Annotated in this window: 20 protein-coding genes; 10 read left to right on the top strand and 10 right to left on the bottom strand. The window is 59.7% G+C overall.

Features of this window, described 5'->3' with window-relative positions:
• Nucleotides 1-11: 11 nt before the first annotated feature.
• The gene (locus AC1RDQ_RS00535) at nucleotides 12-206 is read right to left on the bottom strand and encodes a hypothetical protein (protein ID WP_056727280.1); all 195 of its coding nucleotides are present in this window, start codon (nucleotides 204-206) and stop codon (nucleotides 12-14) included.
• A 122-nt stretch (nucleotides 207-328) separates the two neighbouring features.
• Here AC1RDQ_RS00535 and thpR point away from each other — a divergent pair, with 122 nt between their 5' ends.
• A complete protein-coding gene (gene thpR, locus AC1RDQ_RS00530; RefSeq protein ID WP_492585887.1) occupies nucleotides 329-871 on the top strand; it encodes an RNA 2',3'-cyclic phosphodiesterase in 543 nt (180 codons plus the stop codon).
• A gap of 268 nt (nucleotides 872-1,139) precedes the next feature.
• Here thpR and AC1RDQ_RS00525 read toward each other — a convergent pair whose 3' ends face one another.
• The 5 genes from AC1RDQ_RS00525 to AC1RDQ_RS00505 all read right to left on the bottom strand — a co-directional run bounded on the left by AC1RDQ_RS00525 (nucleotide 1,140) and on the right by AC1RDQ_RS00505 (nucleotide 6,504).
• Nucleotides 1,140-2,237 carry a polyamine ABC transporter substrate-binding protein gene (locus AC1RDQ_RS00525; RefSeq protein WP_492585885.1) on the bottom strand — a complete coding sequence of 366 codons (1,098 nt, stop codon included), beginning with the start codon at nucleotides 2,235-2,237 and terminating at the stop codon, nucleotides 1,140-1,142.
• A gap of 204 nt (nucleotides 2,238-2,441) precedes the next feature.
• The gene (locus AC1RDQ_RS00520) at nucleotides 2,442-3,326 is read right to left on the bottom strand and encodes an ABC transporter permease subunit (protein ID WP_340316946.1); all 885 of its coding nucleotides are present in this window, start codon (nucleotides 3,324-3,326) and stop codon (nucleotides 2,442-2,444) included.
• Nucleotides 3,323-4,237, bottom strand: coding sequence for an ABC transporter permease subunit (locus AC1RDQ_RS00515; RefSeq protein ID WP_150814396.1), 915 nt, complete (start codon nucleotides 4,235-4,237; stop codon nucleotides 3,323-3,325). Before AC1RDQ_RS00515 ends, AC1RDQ_RS00520 begins: the two co-directional genes overlap by 4 nt.
• A complete protein-coding gene (potA, locus tag AC1RDQ_RS00510; protein WP_102672777.1) occupies nucleotides 4,234-5,376 on the bottom strand; it encodes a polyamine ABC transporter ATP-binding protein in 1,143 nt (380 codons plus the stop codon). The genes AC1RDQ_RS00515 and potA overlap by 4 nt, the downstream gene beginning before the upstream one ends.
• Before the next feature lie 366 nt (nucleotides 5,377-5,742).
• On the bottom strand, nucleotides 5,743-6,504 hold the full coding sequence (locus tag AC1RDQ_RS00505) for a gamma-glutamyl-gamma-aminobutyrate hydrolase family protein (protein ID WP_492585883.1): 762 nt from the start codon (nucleotides 6,502-6,504) through the stop codon (nucleotides 5,743-5,745).
• A gap of 284 nt (nucleotides 6,505-6,788) precedes the next feature.
• Between AC1RDQ_RS00505 and AC1RDQ_RS00500 the strand changes: the two genes are divergently transcribed.
• The 4 genes from AC1RDQ_RS00500 (at nucleotide 6,789) to AC1RDQ_RS00485 (ending at nucleotide 12,161) form a co-directional block, all read left to right on the top strand.
• Nucleotides 6,789-8,165 carry a glutamine synthetase family protein gene (locus AC1RDQ_RS00500; RefSeq protein WP_090456168.1) on the top strand — a complete coding sequence of 459 codons (1,377 nt, stop codon included), beginning with the start codon at nucleotides 6,789-6,791 and terminating at the stop codon, nucleotides 8,163-8,165.
• A 184-nt stretch (nucleotides 8,166-8,349) separates the two neighbouring features.
• On the top strand, nucleotides 8,350-9,840 hold the full coding sequence (locus AC1RDQ_RS00495) for an aldehyde dehydrogenase (protein WP_492585881.1): 1,491 nt from the start codon (nucleotides 8,350-8,352) through the stop codon (nucleotides 9,838-9,840).
• 51 nt (nucleotides 9,841-9,891) lie between these two features.
• Nucleotides 9,892-11,175, top strand: a complete 1,284-nt coding sequence (locus AC1RDQ_RS00490; RefSeq protein WP_150814400.1) for an NAD(P)/FAD-dependent oxidoreductase — start codon at nucleotides 9,892-9,894, stop codon at nucleotides 11,173-11,175.
• Between the two features lie 437 nt (nucleotides 11,176-11,612).
• On the top strand, nucleotides 11,613-12,161 hold the full coding sequence (locus AC1RDQ_RS00485) for a cupin domain-containing protein (RefSeq protein WP_007975263.1): 549 nt from the start codon (nucleotides 11,613-11,615) through the stop codon (nucleotides 12,159-12,161).
• 128 nt (nucleotides 12,162-12,289) lie between these two features.
• Here the strand turns inward: AC1RDQ_RS00485 and AC1RDQ_RS00480 are convergent, their stop codons facing one another.
• On the bottom strand, nucleotides 12,290-12,997 hold the full coding sequence (locus AC1RDQ_RS00480; protein WP_407516452.1) for a CatB-related O-acetyltransferase: 708 nt from the start codon (nucleotides 12,995-12,997) through the stop codon (nucleotides 12,290-12,292).
• A gap of 341 nt (nucleotides 12,998-13,338) precedes the next feature.
• On the opposite strand from AC1RDQ_RS00480, the gene yecR reads away from it, so the two are divergent.
• Nucleotides 13,339-13,809 (top strand): YecR family lipoprotein, encoded by a 471-nt coding sequence (gene yecR, locus AC1RDQ_RS00475; protein ID WP_349736854.1) that lies wholly within the window; start codon nucleotides 13,339-13,341, stop codon nucleotides 13,807-13,809.
• A 135-nt stretch (nucleotides 13,810-13,944) separates the two neighbouring features.
• Here the strand turns inward: yecR and AC1RDQ_RS00470 are convergent, their stop codons facing one another.
• Entirely contained in the window at nucleotides 13,945-14,238 is a 294-nt protein-coding gene (locus AC1RDQ_RS00470; protein ID WP_349736855.1) for a fructose-bisphosphate aldolase, read from the bottom strand.
• Nucleotides 14,239-14,886: 648 nt separating this feature from the next.
• On the opposite strand from AC1RDQ_RS00470, the gene AC1RDQ_RS00465 reads away from it, so the two are divergent.
• Nucleotides 14,887-15,690, top strand: coding sequence for a hypothetical protein (locus AC1RDQ_RS00465; RefSeq protein WP_218497660.1), 804 nt, complete (start codon nucleotides 14,887-14,889; stop codon nucleotides 15,688-15,690).
• Between the two features lie 33 nt (nucleotides 15,691-15,723).
• Here AC1RDQ_RS00465 and AC1RDQ_RS00460 read toward each other — a convergent pair whose 3' ends face one another.
• Nucleotides 15,724-16,461: a hypothetical protein gene (locus AC1RDQ_RS00460; protein ID WP_218497658.1), complete on the bottom strand. Its 738-nt coding sequence runs from the start codon at nucleotides 16,459-16,461 to the stop codon at nucleotides 15,724-15,726.
• A 190-nt stretch (nucleotides 16,462-16,651) separates the two neighbouring features.
• Nucleotides 16,652-16,888, bottom strand: coding sequence for a hypothetical protein (locus tag AC1RDQ_RS00455; protein WP_090456158.1), 237 nt, complete (start codon nucleotides 16,886-16,888; stop codon nucleotides 16,652-16,654).
• A 341-nt stretch (nucleotides 16,889-17,229) separates the two neighbouring features.
• Between AC1RDQ_RS00455 and AC1RDQ_RS00450 the strand changes: the two genes are divergently transcribed.
• The 3 genes from AC1RDQ_RS00450 (at nucleotide 17,230) to AC1RDQ_RS00440 (ending at nucleotide 20,500) form a co-directional block, all read left to right on the top strand.
• Nucleotides 17,230-17,676, top strand: coding sequence for an anti-virulence regulator CigR family protein (locus AC1RDQ_RS00450; RefSeq protein ID WP_090456156.1), 447 nt, complete (start codon nucleotides 17,230-17,232; stop codon nucleotides 17,674-17,676).
• Nucleotides 17,677-17,793: 117 nt separating this feature from the next.
• Nucleotides 17,794-18,309 (top strand): hypothetical protein, encoded by a 516-nt coding sequence (locus AC1RDQ_RS00445; protein ID WP_492585879.1) that lies wholly within the window; start codon nucleotides 17,794-17,796, stop codon nucleotides 18,307-18,309.
• A 271-nt stretch (nucleotides 18,310-18,580) separates the two neighbouring features.
• Complete coding sequence (locus AC1RDQ_RS00440; RefSeq protein WP_492585877.1) at nucleotides 18,581-20,500, top strand: tyrosine-protein phosphatase; 1,920 nt, start codon at nucleotides 18,581-18,583, stop codon at nucleotides 20,498-20,500.
• Nucleotides 20,501-20,644 lie beyond the last annotated feature (144 nt).

The following is a 20,644-nucleotide window of genomic DNA, read 5'->3' as shown; positions in this document are numbered from 1 at the left end:
CTTACGCGGGATCACTCCGGCGTCGGGGTGATCCTGCAACTCTTGCGCTGGCGGATCTCGTCGTCCGTCGGCCGCTCGCGGATGAACTCGAAGCGCGGCTCGCCTTCGCTGTAGTGCACCAGCCAGCCCCATTCCAGCTTGAGTTCATCCTGGCCGGGCTCGGGCGGTCTGGCCCACCATGGTTCCTTGCTGATGATCTGTCGCATGGCCCCCTCCGGTTTTTCGGGATGCTAAAACTATAACGCGCCTGCCCCACGATGCCAGGAATGCGCTGGTCGGTACGCGAGTGTTGGGTACACTCAGGCAGTCTTCCCACGAGGTGTCCGGCATGAACGACGAATCCCGCGAGCCGTTCAAGCGTCTGTTCTTTGCGCTGAACTGCGCCCCGGCCCAGCGCCGGGAGATAGCGCAGTGGCGCAGTGCGCTGCAACTGCGTAACGGACGGCCGGTGCCGGCGGAAAACTTTCACCTGACGCTGAAGTTTTTGGGGGCGGTGGGCGCGGCGCAGATTGCTGATATCTGTACCGCTGCGGCGGCGATCCGTACACCGGGCGAGCGCTTGACGGTGGTGCTGGATCGGTTGGACGTGTGGCGCAGGGCAGGGGCGCTGGTGCTCGCACCGGAGCAGGCGCCCCCGGCATTGTTGCGCCTGGTGTACGCCCTGGAACAGGCGATGTTGCCGTTCGGGCTGGAGGAAGCGCCAAGGGAATACCGTCCGCATCTGACCCTGGCACGGCAGTATCGGGCACCGGTGCCGGAGTCCGCAACGGCGCCGGAATTCTTCCTGCGTGCCGACCGGTTCACCCTGTTCGAATCCCACAAGGGCCGCTATCGGGCACTGGCCGAATGGCCTTTGATCGATCCCCAATAAAAAAGGCGCCCGAGGGCGCCAAAATTCACCTGAACCGAGGGAGCCAGGTGAGGCCGTTCTACTTGCAGGAGAGGCAGCGGTGGTAAGGCGCTGCGTGAACGGAAATGGGTAAAGCTGAAATGTGTGCTGGCTGTTCTGGCCTCATCGCGAGCAAGCTCGCTCCCACAGGGGGGAGCGTCGTTCGCACATCATTGGTTCAACACGGACCACTGTGGGAGCGAGCTTGCTCGCGATGGCAATCTCAGGCTCAGCAGATCAACTGAGTGAATTACTGGCCCAACTTCACCTTGGTCCAGCCACGGGTCATGATCCGCTGGACGGCAATCGGTTGGTCCGGCACGGCATAGAGCGTGGCCATCACCGCTTCCGGCGGGTAGGAGCCCGGATCGTTGCGGATCGCTTCATCGACCAGTGGCGTGGCCGCAGCGTTCGCGTTGCTGTAGCCGATGTTGTTGGTGATGTCGGCAATCACGTCGGGGCGCATCAGGAAGTTCATGAACAGGTACGCGTTCTCGACGTTGGCGGCATCGCGCGGGATGGCGAGCATGTCGTAGAAACTGGCGGCGCCTTCTTTCGGGATGCTGTAGTCGATCTTCACCTTGTCCCCGGCCTCCTGGGCGCGGGCCTTGGCCTGCAGCACGTCGCCGGAGTAACCGACGGCCACGCAGATGTTGCCGTTGGCCAGGTCCGAGATGTATTTCGACGAATGGAAGTACGCCACGTTCGGGCGAATCTTCATGAACAGCGCCTCGGCTTCGGCGATGTGCTGTTTGTCCTGATCGTTCACCGGGTAGCCCAGGTAGTGCAGGGCGGTCGGGATCATTTCAGTCGGCGAATCGAGGAAACTGATGCCGCAGGCTTTTAGCTTCTCGGCGTTTTCCGGTTTGAACAGCAGGTCCCAGGAGTTGGTCGGGGCGTTGGCGCCGAGCACTTCCTTGACCTTCTGCGGGTTGAAGCCGATGCCGATCGAACCCCACATGTACGGGATGGCGTGGGCGTTGTCGGGATCGCTCGCGGAGGCGTTTTTCAGCAGCACCGGGTTGAGGTTTTTCCAGTTCGACAGCTTCGACTTGTCCAGTTCCTGATAGACACCGGCCTTGATCTGCTTGGCCAGGAAGCTGTTGGACGGCACGACGATGTCGTAGCCGGATTTACCCGCCAGCAGGCGTGCCTCAAGGGTTTCGTTGCTGTCGAAGACATCGTAGGTCACCTGGATGCCAGTCTCGTCCTCGAATTTCTTGACGGTGTCCGGGCCTATGTAATCCGACCAGTTATAGACGCGCAGAACCTTGTCATTGGCCTGGGCGCCGGTGGCGATTGCGCCCAATAAGGACAGTGTCAGCAGAGCCCTGCCAAACATTTTCATCGGTACAACTCCATTTTTTTATTCAAAAACACAAAACAGTGAAAACAGCACCTGTGGCGAGGGGGCTTGCCCCCGTTGGGTCGCGCAGCGGCCCCAAAACCGGATTCCGCGGTGTTTCAGTTACACCGAACGCACTGGTTTTACGGTTGCTGCGCAGCCGAACGGGGGCAAGCCCCCTCGCCACAAAGAGCAAACCACAGCGTCTTAGGCGGTGGCTTCCAGCATTTTCTTTTCAGGTTGCTGCCAGGATTCGCTGGCGGTCTGGTCCATGGCTTCCTGGATCGCGCGCTTGCGGGTGGCTTCGGCACGACGGCTGAAGTACCAGACCATGAAGGTCACGATCGACACTGCCAACAGGATCAGGCTGGCCACGGCGTTGATCTCGGGCTTGACGCCCAGACGCACCGCCGAGAACACCTCCATCGGCAGGGTCGTGGAACCCGGGCCGGACACGAAGCTCGCCAGCACCAGGTCATCCAGCGACAGGGCGAACGACATCATGCCGCCGGCCGCCAGTGACGGCGCGATCATCGGAATGGTGATCAGGAAAAACACCTTGAACGGCTTCGCACCCAGGTCCATGGCCGCTTCTTCGATGGACAGGTCCAGTTCGCGAAGGCGGGCGGAGACTACCACCGCCACATAGGCGGCACAAAACGTGGTGTGGGCGATCCAGATCGTGACGATGCCACGCTCCATCGGCCAGCCGATCAACTGCGCCATGGCCACGAACAGCAGCAACAGCGACAGGCCGGTGATCACTTCAGGCATCACCAGCGGCGCGGTGACCAGGCCACCGAACAGCGTGCGGCCCTTGAAGCGTGTGACGCGGGTCAGGACGAACGCGGCCAGCGTCCCTAGTGCGACTGCCGCAATCGCGGTGTAGCAGGCGATTTCCAGCGAGCGCAGCACCGAACCCATCAACTGGCTGTTGTCGAGCAAACCGGCGTACCACTTGATCGACCAGCCACCCCACACCGTCACCAGCTTGGAGGCGTTGAACGAGTAGATCACCAGAATCAGCATCGGCAGGTAGATAAACGACAGGCCGAAAATCAGCATGAACTTTGAAAATCCGAAGCGTTTCATCCCCGTGCCTCCATCTCTTTGGCCTGGCTGCGGTTGAACAGCAGAATCGGCACAATCAGGATCAACAGCATTACCACCGCCAGGGCGGACGCCACTGGCCAGTCGCGGTTGTTGAAGAACTCTTGCCACAACACACGGCCGATCATCAGGGTTTCCGGGCCGCCCAGCAGTTCCGGAATCACGAACTCACCGACCACCGGAATGAACACCAGCATGCAACCGGCGATGATGCCGTTCTTGGCCAAAGGCACAGTGATTTTCCAGAAGCTGTTGAAGGTGCTCGAACCCAGGTCCGATGCGGCCTCCAGCAGGCTCTGGTCATGTTTGACCAGGTTGGCGTACAGCGGCAGCACCATGAACGGCAGGTATGCATAGACGACGCCTATGTAGACGGCGATGTTGGTGTTGAGGATCTCGATCGGGTGCGAGGTCAGCCCGGTCCACATCAGGAACCCGTTGAGCAGGCCGTTGTTGCTGAGGATGCCCATCCACGCATAAACGCGGATCAGGATCGCGGTCCAGGTCGGCATCATGATCAGCAGCATCAGCACGTTCTGCGCTTCCTTGCTGGCCTTGGTGATGGCGTAGGCCATCGGGAAACCGATCACCAGGCACATCACGGTGCTGAAAAACGCCACCTTCAACGAGCCCAGATAGGCGGACAGGTACAGCTCATCCTCGCCCAGCAGGGTGTAGTTGCCGATGTTGAGCAACAGCTGGAATTTCTGCTCGGCGAAGGTGTAGATCTCCGAGTAGGGCGGAATGGCCAGGGCCGCTTCCGAGAAGCTGATCTTCATCACCAGGAAGAACGGCAACATGAAGAACAGGAACAGCCAGATGAACGGAATCCCGATGACGAACTTGCGCCCGCTGGGGACCCACCTCAGGAATTGCTGATTGAAGGTTTTCATGCGCGCAGTACCACGCCGCTGTCGTCTTCCCACCACACGTAGACCTGATCGTCCCAGGTCGGACGCGCACCACGGCGTTCGGCGTTGGCCATGAACGACTGGACGATCTTGCCCCCAGGCAGCTCGACGTAGAACACCGAGTGCCCGCCCAGGTAGGCGATGTCATGCACTTTGCCAGCGGACCAGTTGTAGCGGTTATCCGGCTTGACGGTGCTGACCAGCAGTTTTTCCGGGCGGATCGCGTAGGTGATCGACTTGTCCTGTACCGAAGTGCTGACGCCGTGACCGACGTAGATCTTCTGCTCCAGGTCCGGGCTGTGGATGATCGCGTGACCTTCCAGGTCCTCGACCACGGTGCCGTCGAAGGCGTTCACGTTGCCGATGAATTCGCAGACCATGCGGCTGACCGGTGCTTCATAAATGTCCACCGGGCTGCCGATCTGGGCGATCCAGCCCAGGTGCATGATCGCGATACGCTGGGCCATGGTCATGGCCTCTTCCTGGTCGTGGGTCACCATCACGCAGGTCACGCCCACGCGCTCGATGATCTCCACCAGCTCCAATTGCATCTGCGAACGCAGCTTTTTATCCAGTGCGCCCATCGGTTCGTCGAGCAGCAGCAGCTTCGGACGCTTGGCCAGGGAACGGGCCAGGGCCACGCGCTGACGCTGGCCGCCGGACAGTTGGTGCGGCTTGCGCTTGGCGTACTGGGTCATGTGCACCAGGCGCAGCATCTCCTGCACCCGGGCGTCGATTTCCGCCGCTGGCAAACGGTCCTGCTTGAGGCCGAAGGCGATGTTCTGCGCTACCGTCATGTGCGGGAACAGCGCGTAGGACTGGAACATCATGTTGATCGGTCGTTCGTACGGCGGCATGTCGGTGATGTCGACACCGTCGAGCAGAATCCGGCCTTCGGTCGGGCGCTCGAAACCGGCGAGCATGCGCAGCAGGGTCGATTTGCCGGAACCGGAACCACCGAGCAGGGCGAAGATTTCACCCTGGTGGATTTCCAGGGACACATCGTCCACAGCGATGGTTTCGTCGAACTTCTTGGTGACGCGATCGATTTTCACCAACACCTTTTTCGGTGCCTGGTGACCCTCAAGAGCCTTCCTGTAGATGCTGGAGGCGTTTGCCATGTGAAACTCCCAACAGGTTTCAGTCGCCCGGCCAACACGGCCCGGCTTAATAGTGGATTGCAAACCCGTATCGGGGACTTCGGTCAGAACGCAGACCCTGTGGGAGCGAGCTTGCTCGCGATGAGGCCGGCACAATCGACATTGATGTCACCTGACACATCGCTATCGCGAGCAAGCTCGCTCCCACAGGGATTTGCGTTTGCTGATCGAACTCACCCATACCGCTCGGGTTTATTCGGCGCCGCCATCCTGGCTGCCTGGTCGTACTTGTTGTTATTGCAGTGTGTTGTTTCCGCGAGCGGGGCACGCACAAGCGCCTGCCCGCTCGCGTTGGGCAGTCAATCGTTGAATGTGGGTATCAGGTCGTCAGCTCGAGTGACGCAGTGCCGCCCGTTGCCGACAGGCTTCGCCGAACGCCTGGAAAATACTCAAGTAAGGAGGGTTGTTCAGCACTTGCCATTCCGGGTGCCATTGCACGCCGAGGGCAAAGGCCTTGCTGTGCTCGACGGAGATCGCCTCGATCAGGCCATCGGGCGCGACGGCTTCGGCGCGCAGGCCGGGCGCGAGGCGGTCGATGCCCTGGCTGTGAATCGAGTTCACCTGGAACACCGCAGGCAGCTCCAGCGCTTCGAACACACCGCCGGGCTGCACATTCACCTCATGGGCGGGGGCGTATTGCACGGCCAGGTCCGGATGGTCGGCCTCGCGATGGTCGAGCAAGCCAGGCAGCTCATGGACCTTCTGATGCAGGCTGCCACCGAACGCCACGTTCATTTCCTGGAAACCACGGCAGATGCCGAGCACCGGCACGCCCGCTGCAATAGCGGCGCGGATCAGGGGAAGGGTGGTGGCATCCCGCGCCGGATCATGATCCGTGCCGGGGGCACTGTCGGGGCCTTGATAGTGGAAGGGTTCCACGTTCGACGGCGAGCCGGTCAGCAACAGACCGTCGAGCTGCAGCAGCAGGTCATCGATTTCGGTCAGGTCGCCTAAGGAAGGAATAACGACAGGCAGCCCCAGTGCCGCAGCGCTGACAGCACGCAAGTACTTGTCACCGCTGATGTGGTAGGGGTGCAGGCCAATCTGTTTGACGCACGCAGTAACGCCGATCAATGGCTTGAGTGCCATTTTTATCACCTCGAAGTTTCACACTTGAACGAGCTTTTCCGGAGCTTAGCCTTGTTGATTTTAATTAACAACTCTCATGTAAAAAATTCTAAACGCCGCACGTCCGATCTTCAGGGTTTACGCGTGTTTGAGGGCGTATCTGGCACTCTCGTCCCCCTGAGAGGCCCGAAAATAAACGTTGAAAGGCCAGGTGTTCGCTATTGACTTCACTTTGCCTTTCGGATTGACTGGGCTCGTGAAAGGGCGGTGAACATAATAATTAACAGTAAAAAAATAGGTGCATCATGTCGGTCCCTCTGCGTGCCGTTCAACTCAACGAAGCAAACGCATTCCTTAAGAAACATCCTGAGGTTTTGTACGTCGACCTTCTGATTGCGGATATGAACGGTGTGGTGCGCGGCAAGCGCATCGAGCGCACCAGTCTTCATAAGGTTTACGAGAAAGGCATCAACCTGCCGGCCTCTCTGTTTGCTCTGGACATCAATGGTTCCACGGTGGAAAGCACCGGCCTGGGTCTGGACATCGGCGATGCCGACCGGATCTGCTACCCGATCCCCGGCACCCTCAGCATCGAGCCATGGCAGAAGCGCCCGACCGCGCAACTGTTGATGACCATGCACGAAATCGAAGGCGAGCCATTCTTCGCCGACCCGCGTGAAGTGCTGGCCAATATCGTGCGCAAGTTCGACGACATGGGTCTGACCATCTGCGCCGCGTTCGAACTGGAGTTCTACCTGATCGACCAGGACAACGTGAACGGTCGTCCGCAATCGCCACGTTCGCCGGTGTCCGGCAAGCGTCCGATGTCGACCCAGGTGTACCTGATCGACGACCTCGACGAATACGTCGATTGCCTGCAAGACATCCTCGAAGGCGCGAAAGAGCAGGGCATCCCGGCTGACGCCATCGTCAAGGAAAGCGCCCCGGCGCAATTCGAAGTCAACCTGCATCACGTGGCTGACCCGATCAAGGCGTGCGACTACGCGGTCCTGCTCAAGCGTCTGGTGAAGAACATCGCCTACGACCACGAGATGGACACCACCTTCATGGCCAAGCCGTATCCGGGCCAGGCAGGTAACGGTCTGCACGTGCACATTTCGATTCTCGACAAAGAAGGCAACAACATCTTTGCCAGCGAGGATCCCGAGCAGAACGCCGCGCTGCGACACGCGATCGGCGGTGTGCTCGAGACCCTGCCGGCGCAGATGGCGTTCCTTTGCCCGAACGTCAACTCGTACCGTCGTTTCGGCGCACAGTTCTATGTACCGAACTCGCCGAGCTGGGGCATCGATAACCGCACCGTGGCCGTGCGTGTACCGACCGGCTCCAAGGACGCCGTGCGCATCGAGCATCGTGTAGCCGGTGCCGACGCCAACCCGTACCTGCTGATGGCATCGGTATTGGCCGGTGTTCACCACGGTCTGACCAACCAGATCGAACCGGGCGCCCCGGTGGAAGGCAACAGCTACGAGCAGAACGAGCAGAGCCTGCCGAACAACCTGCGCGACGCCCTGCGCGAGCTGGACGACAGCGAAGTCATGGCGCGCTACATCGACCCGATGTACATCGATGTGTTCGTGGCGTGCAAGGAAAGCGAGCTGGCCGAGTTCGAGAACTCCATCTCGGACCTTGAGTACAACTGGTACCTGCACACTGTCTGACGGCGTTGGCGGCACACACAAATCCTGTGTGCACCGCCAAACCCTGTGGGAGCGAGCTTGCTCGCGATGAGGCCATCACATTCAACATGGATGGTGTCTGACCCACCGCTATCGCGAGCAAGCTCGCTCCCACAGGGATTGCGGTTCTTTTCAGATTCTTATTCCCCTGCGTCGAGTCACAACCATGACAAACACTCGCAGCGATTGGGAGCAGCGCTTCCAGTCCCTAACCATCGAAGGTCGCGCATTCATTGACGGCCAATACTGCGCGGCCGCCAGCGGCGTGACGTTCGAATGCATCAGCCCCGTGGACGGTCGTTTCCTGGCGAACGTCGCCAGCACCGACGAAGCCGACGCCAATACAGCGGTCGCCGTGGCGCGTCGTACGTTCGAATCCGGCGTGTGGGCCAACCTCGCCCCGGCCGAGCGCAAGCGCATCCTGATCCGTTTCGCCGACCTGATCCTGGCGAACCAGGAAGAACTGGCCCTGCTCGAAACCCTCGACATGGGCAAGCCGATCAGCGACTCCATGAGCATCGACATTCCGGCGACCGCCAACGCGATCCGCTGGACCGCCGAAGCCATCGACAAGATCTACGACGAAGTCGCCGCCACGCCCCAGGATCAACTGGGCCTGGTGACCCGCGAAGCGGCCGGCGTGGTCGCGGCCATCGTGCCGTGGAACTTCCCGTTGATCATGGCCAGCTGGAAATTCGCCCCGGCCCTGGCAATGGGCAACTCGTTCATCCTCAAGCCTTCGGAAAAGTCCCCGCTGACCGCGATCCGCATCGCGCAGCTGGCGCTGGATGCCGGCATCCCGAAAGGTGTGTTCAACGTCCTGCCGGGCTACGGCCACACCGTTGGCAAGGCGCTGGCGTTGCACATGGACGTCGACGTGCTGGCCTTCACCGGCTCCACGGCGATTGCCAAGCAGCTGATGGTTTACGCCGGGCAGAGCAACATGAAACGCGTCTGGGCCGAAGCCGGGGGCAAGAGCCCGAACGTGGTGTTCGCCGACGCGCCGGATCTGCGCGCGGCAGCACAGGCGGCGGCCAGTGGCATCGCCTTCAACCAGGGTGAAGTCTGCACTGCCGGTTCTCGCTTGCTGGTGGAGCGTTCGATTCGCGAGCAATTCATTCCATTGTTGGTGGAAGCCCTGCAAGCCTGGAAACCGGGCCACGCCCTCGACCCTGCGACCACCGTCGGCGCGGTCGTCGACCAGCATCAACTGGACAACGTACTGCGCTACATCGGCATCGGCAAAGAGCAGGGCGCCGAACTGATCGCCGGCGGCAGCCGCACCCTCGAAGACACCGGTGGCCAGTACGTGGAACCGACGATTTTCGACGGCGTGACCAACGCCATGACCATCGCCCGGGAAGAAATCTTCGGCCCGGTGCTGTCGGTCATCACCTTCGACACCTTCGATGAAGCCCTGGCGATTGCCAACGACAGCATCTTCGGCCTGGCCGCCGGTGTATGGACCAGCAACCTGAGCAAGGCCCACACCTTCGCCCGTGGCCTGCGTGCCGGCAGCGTCTGGGTCAACCAGTACGACGGCGGCGACATGACCGCGCCGTTCGGCGGGTTCAAGCAGTCGGGTAACGGTCGGGACAAATCGCTGCACGCGTTCGACAAGTACACCGAACTCAAGGCGACCTGGATCAAGCTCTGATAACAATAAAGCGACGGTCGCCGGCTCTGTCGGCGGCCATCGGAGAACTGTATGAAACAAGCACATGTAAACAGCTACTACGCCGCCACCCGCAACTTCACCGGTGATTTCCCGGTGCTGGAAGGGGCGGTGGACTGCGACGTCTGCGTGATCGGCGCCGGCTACACCGGCCTGTCCTCGGCCCTGTTCCTCGCTGAAGCGGGCTACAGCGTGACCGTGCTCGAAGCGGCCAAAGTCGGCTTCGGCGCCAGCGGTCGCAACGGTGGTCAACTGGTCAACTCCTATAGCCGCGACGTCGATGTCATCGAAGAGCGCTACGGCGACAAGACTGCCGAGGTCCTCGGCAGCATGATCTTCGAAGGCGCCGACATCATCCGTCAGCGCATACAGCACTACGACATCCAGTGCGACTACCGTCCCGGCGGCATCTTCGCGGCGATGAACAAAAAGCAACTCAAAGGCCTGGCCGAACAGAAGAAGAGCTGGGAACGTTACGGCAACAAGAACCTGAAAATGCTCGACGCGGCCGACATCAAGCGCGAAGTGGGTTCCGACGCCTACGTCGGCGGCCTGCTGGACATGCAGGGCGGCCACATTCACCCGCTGAACCTGGCCCTGGGCGAAGCCTCGGCCATCATCGGCCTGGGCGGCAAGATCTACGAGCAGTCGGCGGCGGTGGAAATCACCTACGGCGAGCCGATCACCGTGCGCACCGCCAAAGGCGTGGTGAAGGCCAAGTACCTGCTGATCGCCGGTAACGCCTACCTGCCGCAAGGCCTGGACAACCGCGTGACCAGCAAGAGCATGCCGTGCGGTTCGCAGATCGTCGTCACCGAGCCGTTGTCTGAAAAGCAGGCCCGAAGCCTGATCACCAACAACTACTGCGTGGAAGACTGCAACTACCTGCTCGACTACTACCGCCTGACCGCCGACAACCGCCTGCTGTACGGCGGCGGCGTGGTCTACGGTGCACGCGAGCCGGACGACATCGAACAATTGATCCGCCCGAAGATCCTCAAGACCTTCCCGCAATTGAAGGACGTGAAGATCGACTACCGCTGGACCGGCAATTTCCTGCTGACCATGTCGCGCATGCCGCAATTCGGCCGTATCGAGAAAAACGCCTACTACATGCAGGGCTACAGCGGCCACGGCGTCACCTGTTCGCACCTGGCCGGCAAACTGATCTCGGAAATGATCCGTGGTGACGCCGAGCGCTTCGATGCATTTGCCTCGCTGCCGCACATGCCGATGATCGGCGGGCGTACCTTCTCGGCGCCGTTGACCGCCCTCGGCGCGGTGTACTACTCGCTGCGTGACCGTTTCGGGATCTAGGTTTTACCTCACCGGCGGCTGCCCCAAAAAGGTGCCGCCGGTTTTTTATTTCAGCAACACAGCAAATCCCCCTGTGGGAGCGAGCTTGCTCGCGATAGCGGTCTGACATTCGACATTGATGTTGACTGACCCGCCGCCATCGCGAGCAAGCTCGCTCCCACAGGTCTTGTGTCTTGACCCAGAATTATCATCAACAGGTTCTTTTTTTCAGCCGTTTATCGAACCTGCTGAGCATTACGAACAAACGTGATTTAATAGCCGCCTTTCACGTTTCCGGGACCGGAAAACGGCGTGATCCGCGCCTGCACTCCACCCCTCCATTATCCCTGTAGGAGCGAGCCTGCTCGCGAAAGCGTTGGTTGAGTCGACATCAATGTTGAAGGTCAGATCGCAATCGCGAGCAAGCTCGCTCCTACGGGTTGGCACATAAGGCTGTCATGGACACGGGCTCACGACTCAAATTAGTACGCGAAAGCTACAAACTGTCCCAGCGCGAGCTGGCCCGGCGTAGCGGCGTCACCAATGCAACCATCTCCCTGATCGAACAGAATCGGGTCAGTCCTTCCGTCAGCTCCCTGAAGAAATTGCTGGAGGGCATCCCCATGTCCCTGGCCGACTTCTTCACCTTCGATCAGCCGCCGCGCGAACACCAGTACGTCTTCCGCGCCAACGAACAGCCCGACCTCGGCCGCCATGGCCTGCGCTTGCTGCTGATCGGCGCGTCCGTGCCAAGCCGGCAGATGCGCCTTCTGCGCGAGCAATACGCACCGGGCGCAAGCTCGGGCGAAGAGCCGATCGTGCATTCTGAAGGCGAGGAGTGTGGGTTGGTGACCCGGGGTACCGTGGAGTTGACCGTGGATGGCCAGGTGAGTGTGCTCAACGCCGGGGACGGCTATTACTTCCCGACGACCTTGCCGCACCGGTTTCGCAATATCGGGGCGGATGAGGCGGAAATCATCAGCGCCAACACACCGGCGAACTTCTGATAACCGCTTTTTGGGCAGGGATCATCAGGATCCAGCCGTTAAAACCCGCATCTGATGCGGGTTTTTTTATAATTTGAATCTGGTTTGGCCGGGCATCTTGAATGTGCAGTGTTGGTCATTTCCGCTGTTCAAGACGAAATACTGCACCCTTTGCGGGTTATTTCGATCTGTTGGTAGTCGGCACGCGTTTCTTTCTGCAGGGTGGCCAACAGAGATAAAGTGGCTTGCGGATCATTGAGCGGTAATGTCTTGAGTACCTCGACATCAACCTCCCACCACTTGCTGTTGATCAGCGCCTCAATCAACTCGGGTGTATGCCGATACTTGACAACTTTTGCCGGGGTGCCAGCAACAATGGCGTACGGTGGCACGTCATGGGCAACCAGGGCGCGGGTTGCGATGACAGCGCCGGTGCCTATGGTCACGCCTTCCAGGATCATCGCGCTATGGCCTATCCAGACGTCATGCCCAATCGTGATGTCCGCAACCTCCGGGTCGTAAACCAGCGCAGTGTCGGTATATTGAAAGGGATGTGAACTGAGCCAGTCCAACGGATGCGAGCTCTTTTGTTGGCCGATAAAACAGCTGCTGCCGATGGAGCAAAACCTGCCAATGGATGAGACCGCCGAAAGGACGCAGTCACTGCGGATATAGGTATGCGCACCGATTTCCAGCTTTTTTGACTCTATGACCACATGCCCAAGCGTCACGCCTTCTTCTAGGGTCACTGTCGATCTTTTGTGCAGCGACAATAAACCGCCCGCCACTTTGCATTTGTGTTTGCGGATCCATCTTTTCCAGTAACTATTTCGCAAGTAACTAATTATTGTTTTCATGAACAGCTGTCTTGGATATCCGTTATAGGGCATGGCCCGGCCCCATGAGCCAACGGCCGAGTCTAAATGAATCGGCCGGGGGGAGATGAACTTTTTAGACGTTACTCAACAACCGCTTTTGTGCGTCTCGGTCCCTGATCAGTGCAGGAGCTGTGCCGAATGTGGGTCGTGAGCAATGCGCTGCGAATACACCAGCGAATTTCTGATCAGGGATTCAAGGATCATTGTTTGGCCGCAAATTTCCGTCGTTGTTGATCGTCCATCCAAAAATCGTTTTTGTGGACAGGAAGAAGGCGCATTGCCATTATTGCACTTCTTGCACCTCAAAAGGATTTCTTCTCATGCGTAAGCTACTGCTTCTGGTCATGTTAGCCGTTGTAGTAACGGGTTGTTCCAGTCGTAAAGAATTTTACGCAACCGGCGGGAGCCGGGCGGATGGTTCGATTGATATGGCTTACGACTTCAAAGCTTTCGAGACTCCGATTGTTGATTTAAAGCAGGCTGAGTCAATTGCAAACAACAAATGCGCGGTGTGGGGTTACGAGCGCGCAGAACCCTTCGGGGGTAAAACCCTGAATTGCCATTCAAAGGATGGTTGGGGTAACTGCAACGCCGGGCAGATGATCGTCAAGTATCAATGCATTGGAAATATCACGCCATCAAACCAGGCATCAGCGTCTGCGGGGTCGTCTGTACCGGTTGGAATGCTGACTCCTGCTCAGTACAAGGAAGCGCGAGTAAAGGCGCTGATGGACAAAAAACTCCCTTACGCTGAGTACCAGAAGGAATATCAGGCGATCATGGCTGAATAGTTCAGTCGATATCGTTTCCGCTGCCCGGATTCAGTTCTTCATGTGAGTGCGGTTGTCGGTTGAAAAGCAAAAAGTGAGATTTTGAGTGAGCAACAAAAACCCGCAGAAATGCGGGTTTTTTGTGCGTAAAAAGTTTCACTCTCCCTTCGCGACCTCAAATCCCCGCTGCTCAATCACCCCAAACACATCCCGCACATCCTGAAGCAGAATCCGCGAAATGTTGGTGACGGTGTTGATGTCGTTTTCGGCGTAGTCGGGGAGGCTGGTGCAGGCCATGAGGTTGAGGTATTGCAGGACGGCGTTCAGGCGTTCGGCGGCGCAGTTGTGGAGCTCGCGCAGCGGGGCGTCGCTGTCGATGAGGAGGACGGGGTAGCTGGTGGCGATTTGTTTCATGGGGGTGAAGCGGGGATGCGGACTGTTAGTCGTCATAAGTAAAACTTCCTCGTATCTGTAAGAAGAACTACTCCCGCTCGCTGCGATTCGAATGGGGTGGTAGCTATGTGCGGGTTCGCAGACCGAGGATACGAGGAACCCGGCAGACCCGAAGATCTCCCACACACAGCCACCATAAAGCGACATGCGGGCGCAGATGCGACCGTCATCGGCTTGATGGACTGCAAGGTTACTACACGTATCTACAGGGCTGCGAAACCCTGTCGCCAACTCAAGTCAGCGACGGGCGCACATTAGGTGTCGATCTCCAGCACTGCAACCGGCCTGTAGGACGCCAAATGCCCCCTGTGGCGAGGGAGCTTGCTCCCGTTCGGCGGCTCTGCCGCCGTAAAACCGGGCACTGCGATGGGTCTGAGGAAATGAGTTGCAAAGGATCGGGGCCGCTTCGCAGCCCAGCGGGAGCGAGCTCCCTCGCGACAAAGGGACAAGTCCTACAAATTTTCCAGACGTCAAGATTGAACGTTCGTCGGATGGCGGGTTGCTACCATCGCAATTGCCTGCCGATATCAACACGGCTGCTACGCTTGGTCGTTGCAGTGCCCGAGTTCCATTCCTGCTCACGCTGCAAGGGTAATCACGGAGTGCGACATCCATTCCTGTCGGCAACCTGCACGGAGGCAGGCGATGGTGATCAAAAGCATGGCCGATTCGACTGCGGCGGGGAGTCTCGAGCCGCTCGATCGGGAAGAAATCGAGCGGGTGCTGGCGCTGTTGCTGGTCAGCCCGCTGTTTGCCAAGTCCAGGCGCATGGGCAGTCTGTTGCGCTTTCTGGTTGAGCACGACCTTCAGGCTTGCAATACGCCGCTGACCGAACACGCCATCGGCATCGCGGTGTTTCGTCGTGACCCGGCAGTGTATTGCACGGGCGACGATCCGGTGGTTCGAGTGCAGGTGGGGCGCTTGCGGCGCAAGCTCGCAGCGCATTACGCCGGCAACGGCCAGCAGGACCCGGTGCGCTTCAGCATTCCACCCGGGTGTTATCGCTTGACCTACCAGCGGCTGCGGCCCAAGGGCGTCGGCACTCGCCATCCTGTGGTCCAGATCCAGCCGTTTACCTGCCTTACCCGCGATGGCGATGACTTTACCCGGGGTTTGTGCGAGGAGTTGAGCTGCCGACTGTTCGAGTCGTTCGAGCAGGCGCAGACCGGGACCAATCATGTGTTGATGCGGGTGGCACGTAACAGCGAGCCGGTACCGGACTTCAAGCGCGGCGGGCGTTACAGCTATTGCCTGGAGGGCAGCGTGCGGGTCGAGCCTTCGCGGGTGCGAGCGTCATTGCGCCTGGTGGATGTGGCGCAGGGGCGGATTCGCTGGTCGGCGCAGTTCGATCGTGATCGACCCCATGGCATCGCCACCCAGGAGGACCTCGCGCAGTCGATCTGTCGCTCGCTGACGGGCTACTTCGCCACGGCGGGCAAAGAGGAGTGAAAGGGCAACCGCAAGGTTGCCCCGGCATGATGGTTACACGGTTTTCCACTGACCGCCTTCGTAAAGGCGACCTGCGGTGTTATCGAACGTCAAGTCGATTTCGATCGCCTTGGAGCGTGAGGTACTGAACATGGTGCTGGTCTGTACGTTCTGTTCGAACCACACGAGGATGGTTTCCACCGGCGTCAGTACGGTTTCACCGGTGACCACCTGATCCACCGCAACGTAAATGGGGGTGCTGACCTGATTGCCATCAATGCCGGTAGATAACTGGTTGATACCCGGATGGATGGGGTCGTAGTCATTTACAAAGGTTATGGAAATGTTCGGTCCCCCGGTAACCGCCGAACTCAGCAGACCGTGCTCATCGAGTGTCGATGTTTGCCCCAGGCCGATATTGACGATGTTGGTCGAGACTTTGACCTGCACATTTGCCTTGAACAGGTTGGACGCAAACAGCTGATATTGAGGCGTCCAACTGAACTCGTTGTTGCTCAGGTAAGCATCATAGGACTGCCAGACCACGTTGTAGTCGGCGTCACCCACCTTCTTGGCAAAGCACAGCTTGTAGCCGGACTTCTTGAGCAGCGCCAGGTCGCCGGCGGCGATTTCGATGGTGACGGTTTTTTGCGAAGCCGCCAGGGCCGACCTCAGTACCCGGCCGTAATCCGCCGCTTTCAGTTGCGTTGCACCCATGATCGACTTGACGGCTTCTTGCACATCATTGTGAAGCTGCTGGCTCTTTTGGCTGACAGCGATTGATTTGCTCATGGTTTCCCTCTTCCTTGGTGGTGTGTTGGGCAAACAATGGGCTGCTGGCGCTTGGCGCTGCAGTCCATTGACGGCTTCACTCTAGGGGCGAGGGGCAGGGCGGCTAAGTGTCTTGGTGTTACAAGCGGGTATCGGGGGTGTATCAGGGGCCGGGTCAGCGGGGCAGCCGATCGGCCGCCCCGCCTTGACCTCAGGCGGCCCGGGCATCGGCCCAGACGAAGTTCCAGCTGGTGCGTTTGCCCTTGGCGATCTCGATCAGCTTGTTCTCGTACACCGTATGATTGACCACGCCGGTGTAGGTCAGGGTGCGGGCGGCATTGGTCCCGGTGACCTCGCCCGGCTTGCCGCCCGACTCGACCATGGCTTTTTTCATGTCGGCATCCGACGGGGCGCTGCTCTGGTTTTTTTCCACTTTGACGAAACTCATGATTCACCTCTTCCGTGATGGGGGGATCGGTGCCAACGCGGGCCGACAAGTCGACGACCCAGTTCCACACCGACGGCCATACTCTATTGGCCAGTTCGGCGGCGCAGAAGTGACAACTGCGGCGCTGAGGTAACAATCGGGAAACAGCGCCACGCATTGAAGTATCTGCGACGTATCAAGCGTGGATTCACATCGAAGAAGGTTGCGGCGAATGCCCGGACGTGAAACCTGGTTTCGAGCGGATGAGCGCAGACGGTTCATGGCTCTGTGACTCGATGGAACCAACTACGTCAATAGCGTCTAAATTTCAGGGAACATTTCCCACCACGAAGGAGTGACTCATGTTCAGGTCTCGATCTTTGATTGCAGCAATCACCTGTTTGACCCTGATCAGCGGCTCGGCGACGGCGCTGGCTGATCCCGGTAACGGCCAAGGTGGCGGGAAGGTCAACCATGGCAACCAGGGCAGTCATGGCAACAAGAACAAGAATTCCGGCGGCGGGGACTGGAGCAATGGCCCGAGCATCAACCGCAGCAGCGTGCTCCAGATCATTGGCGTGAACACGGGCTACTGGAGCCCCGGGCCTGATTTGCCACCGGGCATTCAAAAGAACCTTGCCCGTGGCAAGCCGCTTCCACCCGGCATCGCCAAAAAACTGGATGGCCGGCTGGTCGGCAGGCTGCCCCACTACGATGGCTACGAATGGCAGCAAGTCGGTACGGACCTGATCCTGGTTGCGCTGGCCACCGGGCTTGTCTATGAAATTCTCGACGGTGCGTTTGATTAACGTGTGGAAGGTCTTCCCGTTGACTGAGGGTGCTCCAGCCGTCTGTCGTGGCACTTGAACTGTTCCAGGGATATCGCGTCATACGTCACGCGATATCAACCTCCTACGGAAGCAATCATGCTTTTTAAAAACAAGAGTCTCGTTGCTGTAATGTCATGCGCCATGATGCTTGCAGCCGCTCCGTTACTCCCTGATGGCCTGTCGATCATGGGTTCCGCATACGCGAAGGATGGCGGTGGCGGTGGCGGTGGCGGTGGCGGTGGCGGTGGAAACGGCGGCGGTGGCGGTGGCGGAAATGGCGGTGGTAATGGCGGCGGAAACGGCGCAGGCCACGGCGGCGGTATGGGGGGCGGACACGCCGGTACAGGCCACTCCGGCAGTAACGGCCGCGGCAACGGGCTGAACAGCGACCATGCCGGCAAATCCGTGCGCGACCATGGCCTGAGCGGGAACCACTACGGTAGTGAGCGCAACGATGATAACGGTCATGGCACCACGACCTCAGGCATCGCCCATTCCAAAGATACTCGCGGCATCTCCAAGGCCAGGGCTATTTCGGCCTCGACGCCGGGTGAGCACAACACCAAGGGCTTGAGTAAAGCCGGGCAGTCGACCTCGAAAAAAACCCATTGAGTTCGCGGCGACAGATCAGTTTCTGAAAAGCAAAAAACCCGCTGGAAGGCGGGTTTTTTATACCTGGAAATTGACCACCGGCCACCACACACCTCGTTCCCCGCCAGGCACATCACTCACAACCAGCTCCCCCAGCGGGCATTACACGGACAGAAAACGAGCCGCGGGGACACATCGCGCAGTGATTTGCGTTCGTGGGCGATTTGTCATGTTCAACGCCATTTCATTGTAGATATTAGTCAGCCCAACGCGATTTCAATGAGGCTGCACTGTGTTCCAACGACTTGTGTGTTCGCTGTCTGTTTTGAGCCTGTCCATCGCTGCCGCCCAGGCGGCCGAGACAGTCCCCCTCAACACTCCTCGCCTGAAGAGCATCGATAACATGCGCGATGTCGCCGGTCTCACCACCGCGTATTCGACGGCCAATGACGGCACGATGCGTGGCGGGGTGTTTTACCGCTCCAACGCGCTGACGCCATCGGCGGCGGATCTGGCAACCCTCAACGGTATGGGCATCAAGGCGGTCTACGACCTGCGCACGCCAACCGAAATCGCCGCCACGCCCGACACGATGCCCACGGGTGCGACGTACACCAACATCGACATCATCGGTGGCTCCACGTCGGGTGCGAACATCACCAACGTTGCGTTCCACAGCGCCGCCGAAGCCACCGCCATGATGCAGGACACCAACCGTGATTTCGTCCGCAACCCGGGGATGCGCAGCGAGTTCAACCAGCTGTTCAATGAGCTGGCCACCGTCGACGGCGCCGCGCTGTTCCATTGCACCGCCGGCAAGGACCGTACGGGCTGGACCGCCGCTGTGCTGCAAAGCATCGCCGGGGTCGACGATGCCACCATCATGAGCAACTACCTGGCGACCAACGACTACACCGCCGCGCGCATCAAGGCGACCCTGGCGGCGTTGCCACCGAGCCTGGCGACCATCTATGGGCCGCTGATCGGTGTGGAGGCCAGTTACCTGCAAGCCGGCCTGGACGAGGTGACCGCGCAGTACGGCACGATGGATAACTACCTCAAGGAAGGTCTTGGCCTGTCCCAGGAAACCATCTACGTGCTGCGCGGCAAGATGGTGTTCTACAACAGCCTGCCTGGCGCAGCGGACCTGGCCGGCAATGCCGCGGCCGGCGCGCAGTTGTTGCAGCAACTGCAGAACAGCAACTTGTCGGGCACCTACAGCGCCTACAACTACTACCTGCAGTCGGCCATCGATGCGGGCAGCCTCGGGGGCGTGGAGTCCACCGTCGGCGGTCAGGTGCACGCCGACGCCGCGAGCTACCTGCTGCGTCAGGGCGCGATGATCGAACAGGCCGCCGCGCCGTTCACCAGCGGCATCGACCTCAAGGCCGGGCAATATCGCCTGTGGAGCACCGCCCTGGCGGGGTACCTGGGCACGGATGGTTCGTCCCAGGCCTCCAGCAGCAACGAGCATAGCCAGGGCATGATGATTGGCCTGACCCAGCGCTTTTCCGAACAGCTCAGCGCCCATGCCAGCTTCGGCTACAGCAGCGGCAATGTCGGCGGCGCCGGTGGCGAGGCCGATACCGACCTGACCTTCTTCAGCGTCGGCGCACGCTTTGCGCCGAACGGTCTGGAACGTGGCCTGTTTGTGGATGCCAATGCCAGCGCCGGCTATCTCGATTACGAGAGCAAGCGCGAACTCGGCGGCGGTCTGGGCACGGCCAGGGGCGACAGCCATGGCAACCTCACCGGCGCGACCCTGGCGCTCGGTTACCGTGTGCCGGTGAACGGCGTGACCCTCGAACCGAGCCTCGGTGTGCGGGTCAGCCACGTCAACCTGTCGGGTTTCCAGGAAAAAGGCAGCGAACTGGCCCTGGACGTCGACGGCATCCACGAGACCCGCAAGAGCGCGGTGGCCAACCTCAACGCATCCTTTGCACCTGTCAGCCTCGGTGCCTGGCAAGTGGTGCCGGGTGTGCAAGTGGGCTACGAGCATGTGTTGGGCGACCATGAAGTCGACAGTGAAGGGCAACTGCTGGGCCTGGACATCGAACAGCAAGCCGCCTTCGACAACCGTGACCAGTTCACCGGTGGCGTCAACGTCATGGCCAACCTTGGTCCGTGGAGCGTAGGGGCGCAAGTCGGCGCCAGTGGTGGCGGCGACAGCCACGGCTTCAATGGCGGCCTGAAGGCCAGTTATCTGTTCTGACGATCAGATCAAACAATCTGTGGGATCGAGCTTGCTCGCGAAGGCGGACTAGCAGCCGACGAAGAGGGTGGCTGACATACCGCCATCGCGAGCAAGCTCGCTCCCACAGTGTTTTTTTGTCGTACGCGGGATTTGTGTTCGACA

The organism is Pseudomonas sp. GW823-FHT02E01 (genome assembly GCF_058797535.1).
Note: the sequence above shows the minus strand (reverse complement) of the source record. Positions and strands in the feature narration are given on the sequence as shown.

What these genes read in the sequence shown, in the direction of transcription:
- AC1RDQ_RS00535 (WP_056727280.1), bottom strand. Translation starts at nt 206, where the DNA reads ATGCGACAGATCATCAGCAAGGAACCATGGTGGGCCAGACCGCCCGAG.
- thpR (WP_492585887.1), top strand. Translation starts at nt 329, where the DNA reads ATGAACGACGAATCCCGCGAGCCGTTCAAGCGTCTGTTCTTTGCGCTG.
- AC1RDQ_RS00525 (WP_492585885.1), bottom strand. Translation starts at nt 2,237, where the DNA reads ATGAAAATGTTTGGCAGGGCTCTGCTGACACTGTCCTTATTGGGCGCA.
- AC1RDQ_RS00520 (WP_340316946.1), bottom strand. Translation starts at nt 3,326, where the DNA reads ATGAAACGCTTCGGATTTTCAAAGTTCATGCTGATTTTCGGCCTGTCG.
- AC1RDQ_RS00515 (WP_150814396.1), bottom strand. Translation starts at nt 4,237, where the DNA reads ATGAAAACCTTCAATCAGCAATTCCTGAGGTGGGTCCCCAGCGGGCGC.
- potA (WP_102672777.1), bottom strand. Translation starts at nt 5,376, where the DNA reads ATGGCAAACGCCTCCAGCATCTACAGGAAGGCTCTTGAGGGTCACCAG.
- AC1RDQ_RS00505 (WP_492585883.1), bottom strand. Translation starts at nt 6,504, where the DNA reads ATGGCACTCAAGCCATTGATCGGCGTTACTGCGTGCGTCAAACAGATT.
- AC1RDQ_RS00500 (WP_090456168.1), top strand. Translation starts at nt 6,789, where the DNA reads ATGTCGGTCCCTCTGCGTGCCGTTCAACTCAACGAAGCAAACGCATTC.
- AC1RDQ_RS00495 (WP_492585881.1), top strand. Translation starts at nt 8,350, where the DNA reads ATGACAAACACTCGCAGCGATTGGGAGCAGCGCTTCCAGTCCCTAACC.
- AC1RDQ_RS00490 (WP_150814400.1), top strand. Translation starts at nt 9,892, where the DNA reads ATGAAACAAGCACATGTAAACAGCTACTACGCCGCCACCCGCAACTTC.
- AC1RDQ_RS00485 (WP_007975263.1), top strand. Translation starts at nt 11,613, where the DNA reads ATGGACACGGGCTCACGACTCAAATTAGTACGCGAAAGCTACAAACTG.
- AC1RDQ_RS00480 (WP_407516452.1), bottom strand. Translation starts at nt 12,997, where the DNA reads ATGAAAACAATAATTAGTTACTTGCGAAATAGTTACTGGAAAAGATGG.
- yecR (WP_349736854.1), top strand. Translation starts at nt 13,339, where the DNA reads ATGCGTAAGCTACTGCTTCTGGTCATGTTAGCCGTTGTAGTAACGGGT.
- AC1RDQ_RS00470 (WP_349736855.1), bottom strand. Translation starts at nt 14,238, where the DNA reads ATGACGACTAACAGTCCGCATCCCCGCTTCACCCCCATGAAACAAATC.
- AC1RDQ_RS00465 (WP_218497660.1), top strand. Translation starts at nt 14,887, where the DNA reads ATGGTGATCAAAAGCATGGCCGATTCGACTGCGGCGGGGAGTCTCGAG.
- AC1RDQ_RS00460 (WP_218497658.1), bottom strand. Translation starts at nt 16,461, where the DNA reads ATGAGCAAATCAATCGCTGTCAGCCAAAAGAGCCAGCAGCTTCACAAT.
- AC1RDQ_RS00455 (WP_090456158.1), bottom strand. Translation starts at nt 16,888, where the DNA reads ATGAGTTTCGTCAAAGTGGAAAAAAACCAGAGCAGCGCCCCGTCGGAT.
- AC1RDQ_RS00450 (WP_090456156.1), top strand. Translation starts at nt 17,230, where the DNA reads ATGTTCAGGTCTCGATCTTTGATTGCAGCAATCACCTGTTTGACCCTG.
- AC1RDQ_RS00445 (WP_492585879.1), top strand. Translation starts at nt 17,794, where the DNA reads ATGCTTTTTAAAAACAAGAGTCTCGTTGCTGTAATGTCATGCGCCATG.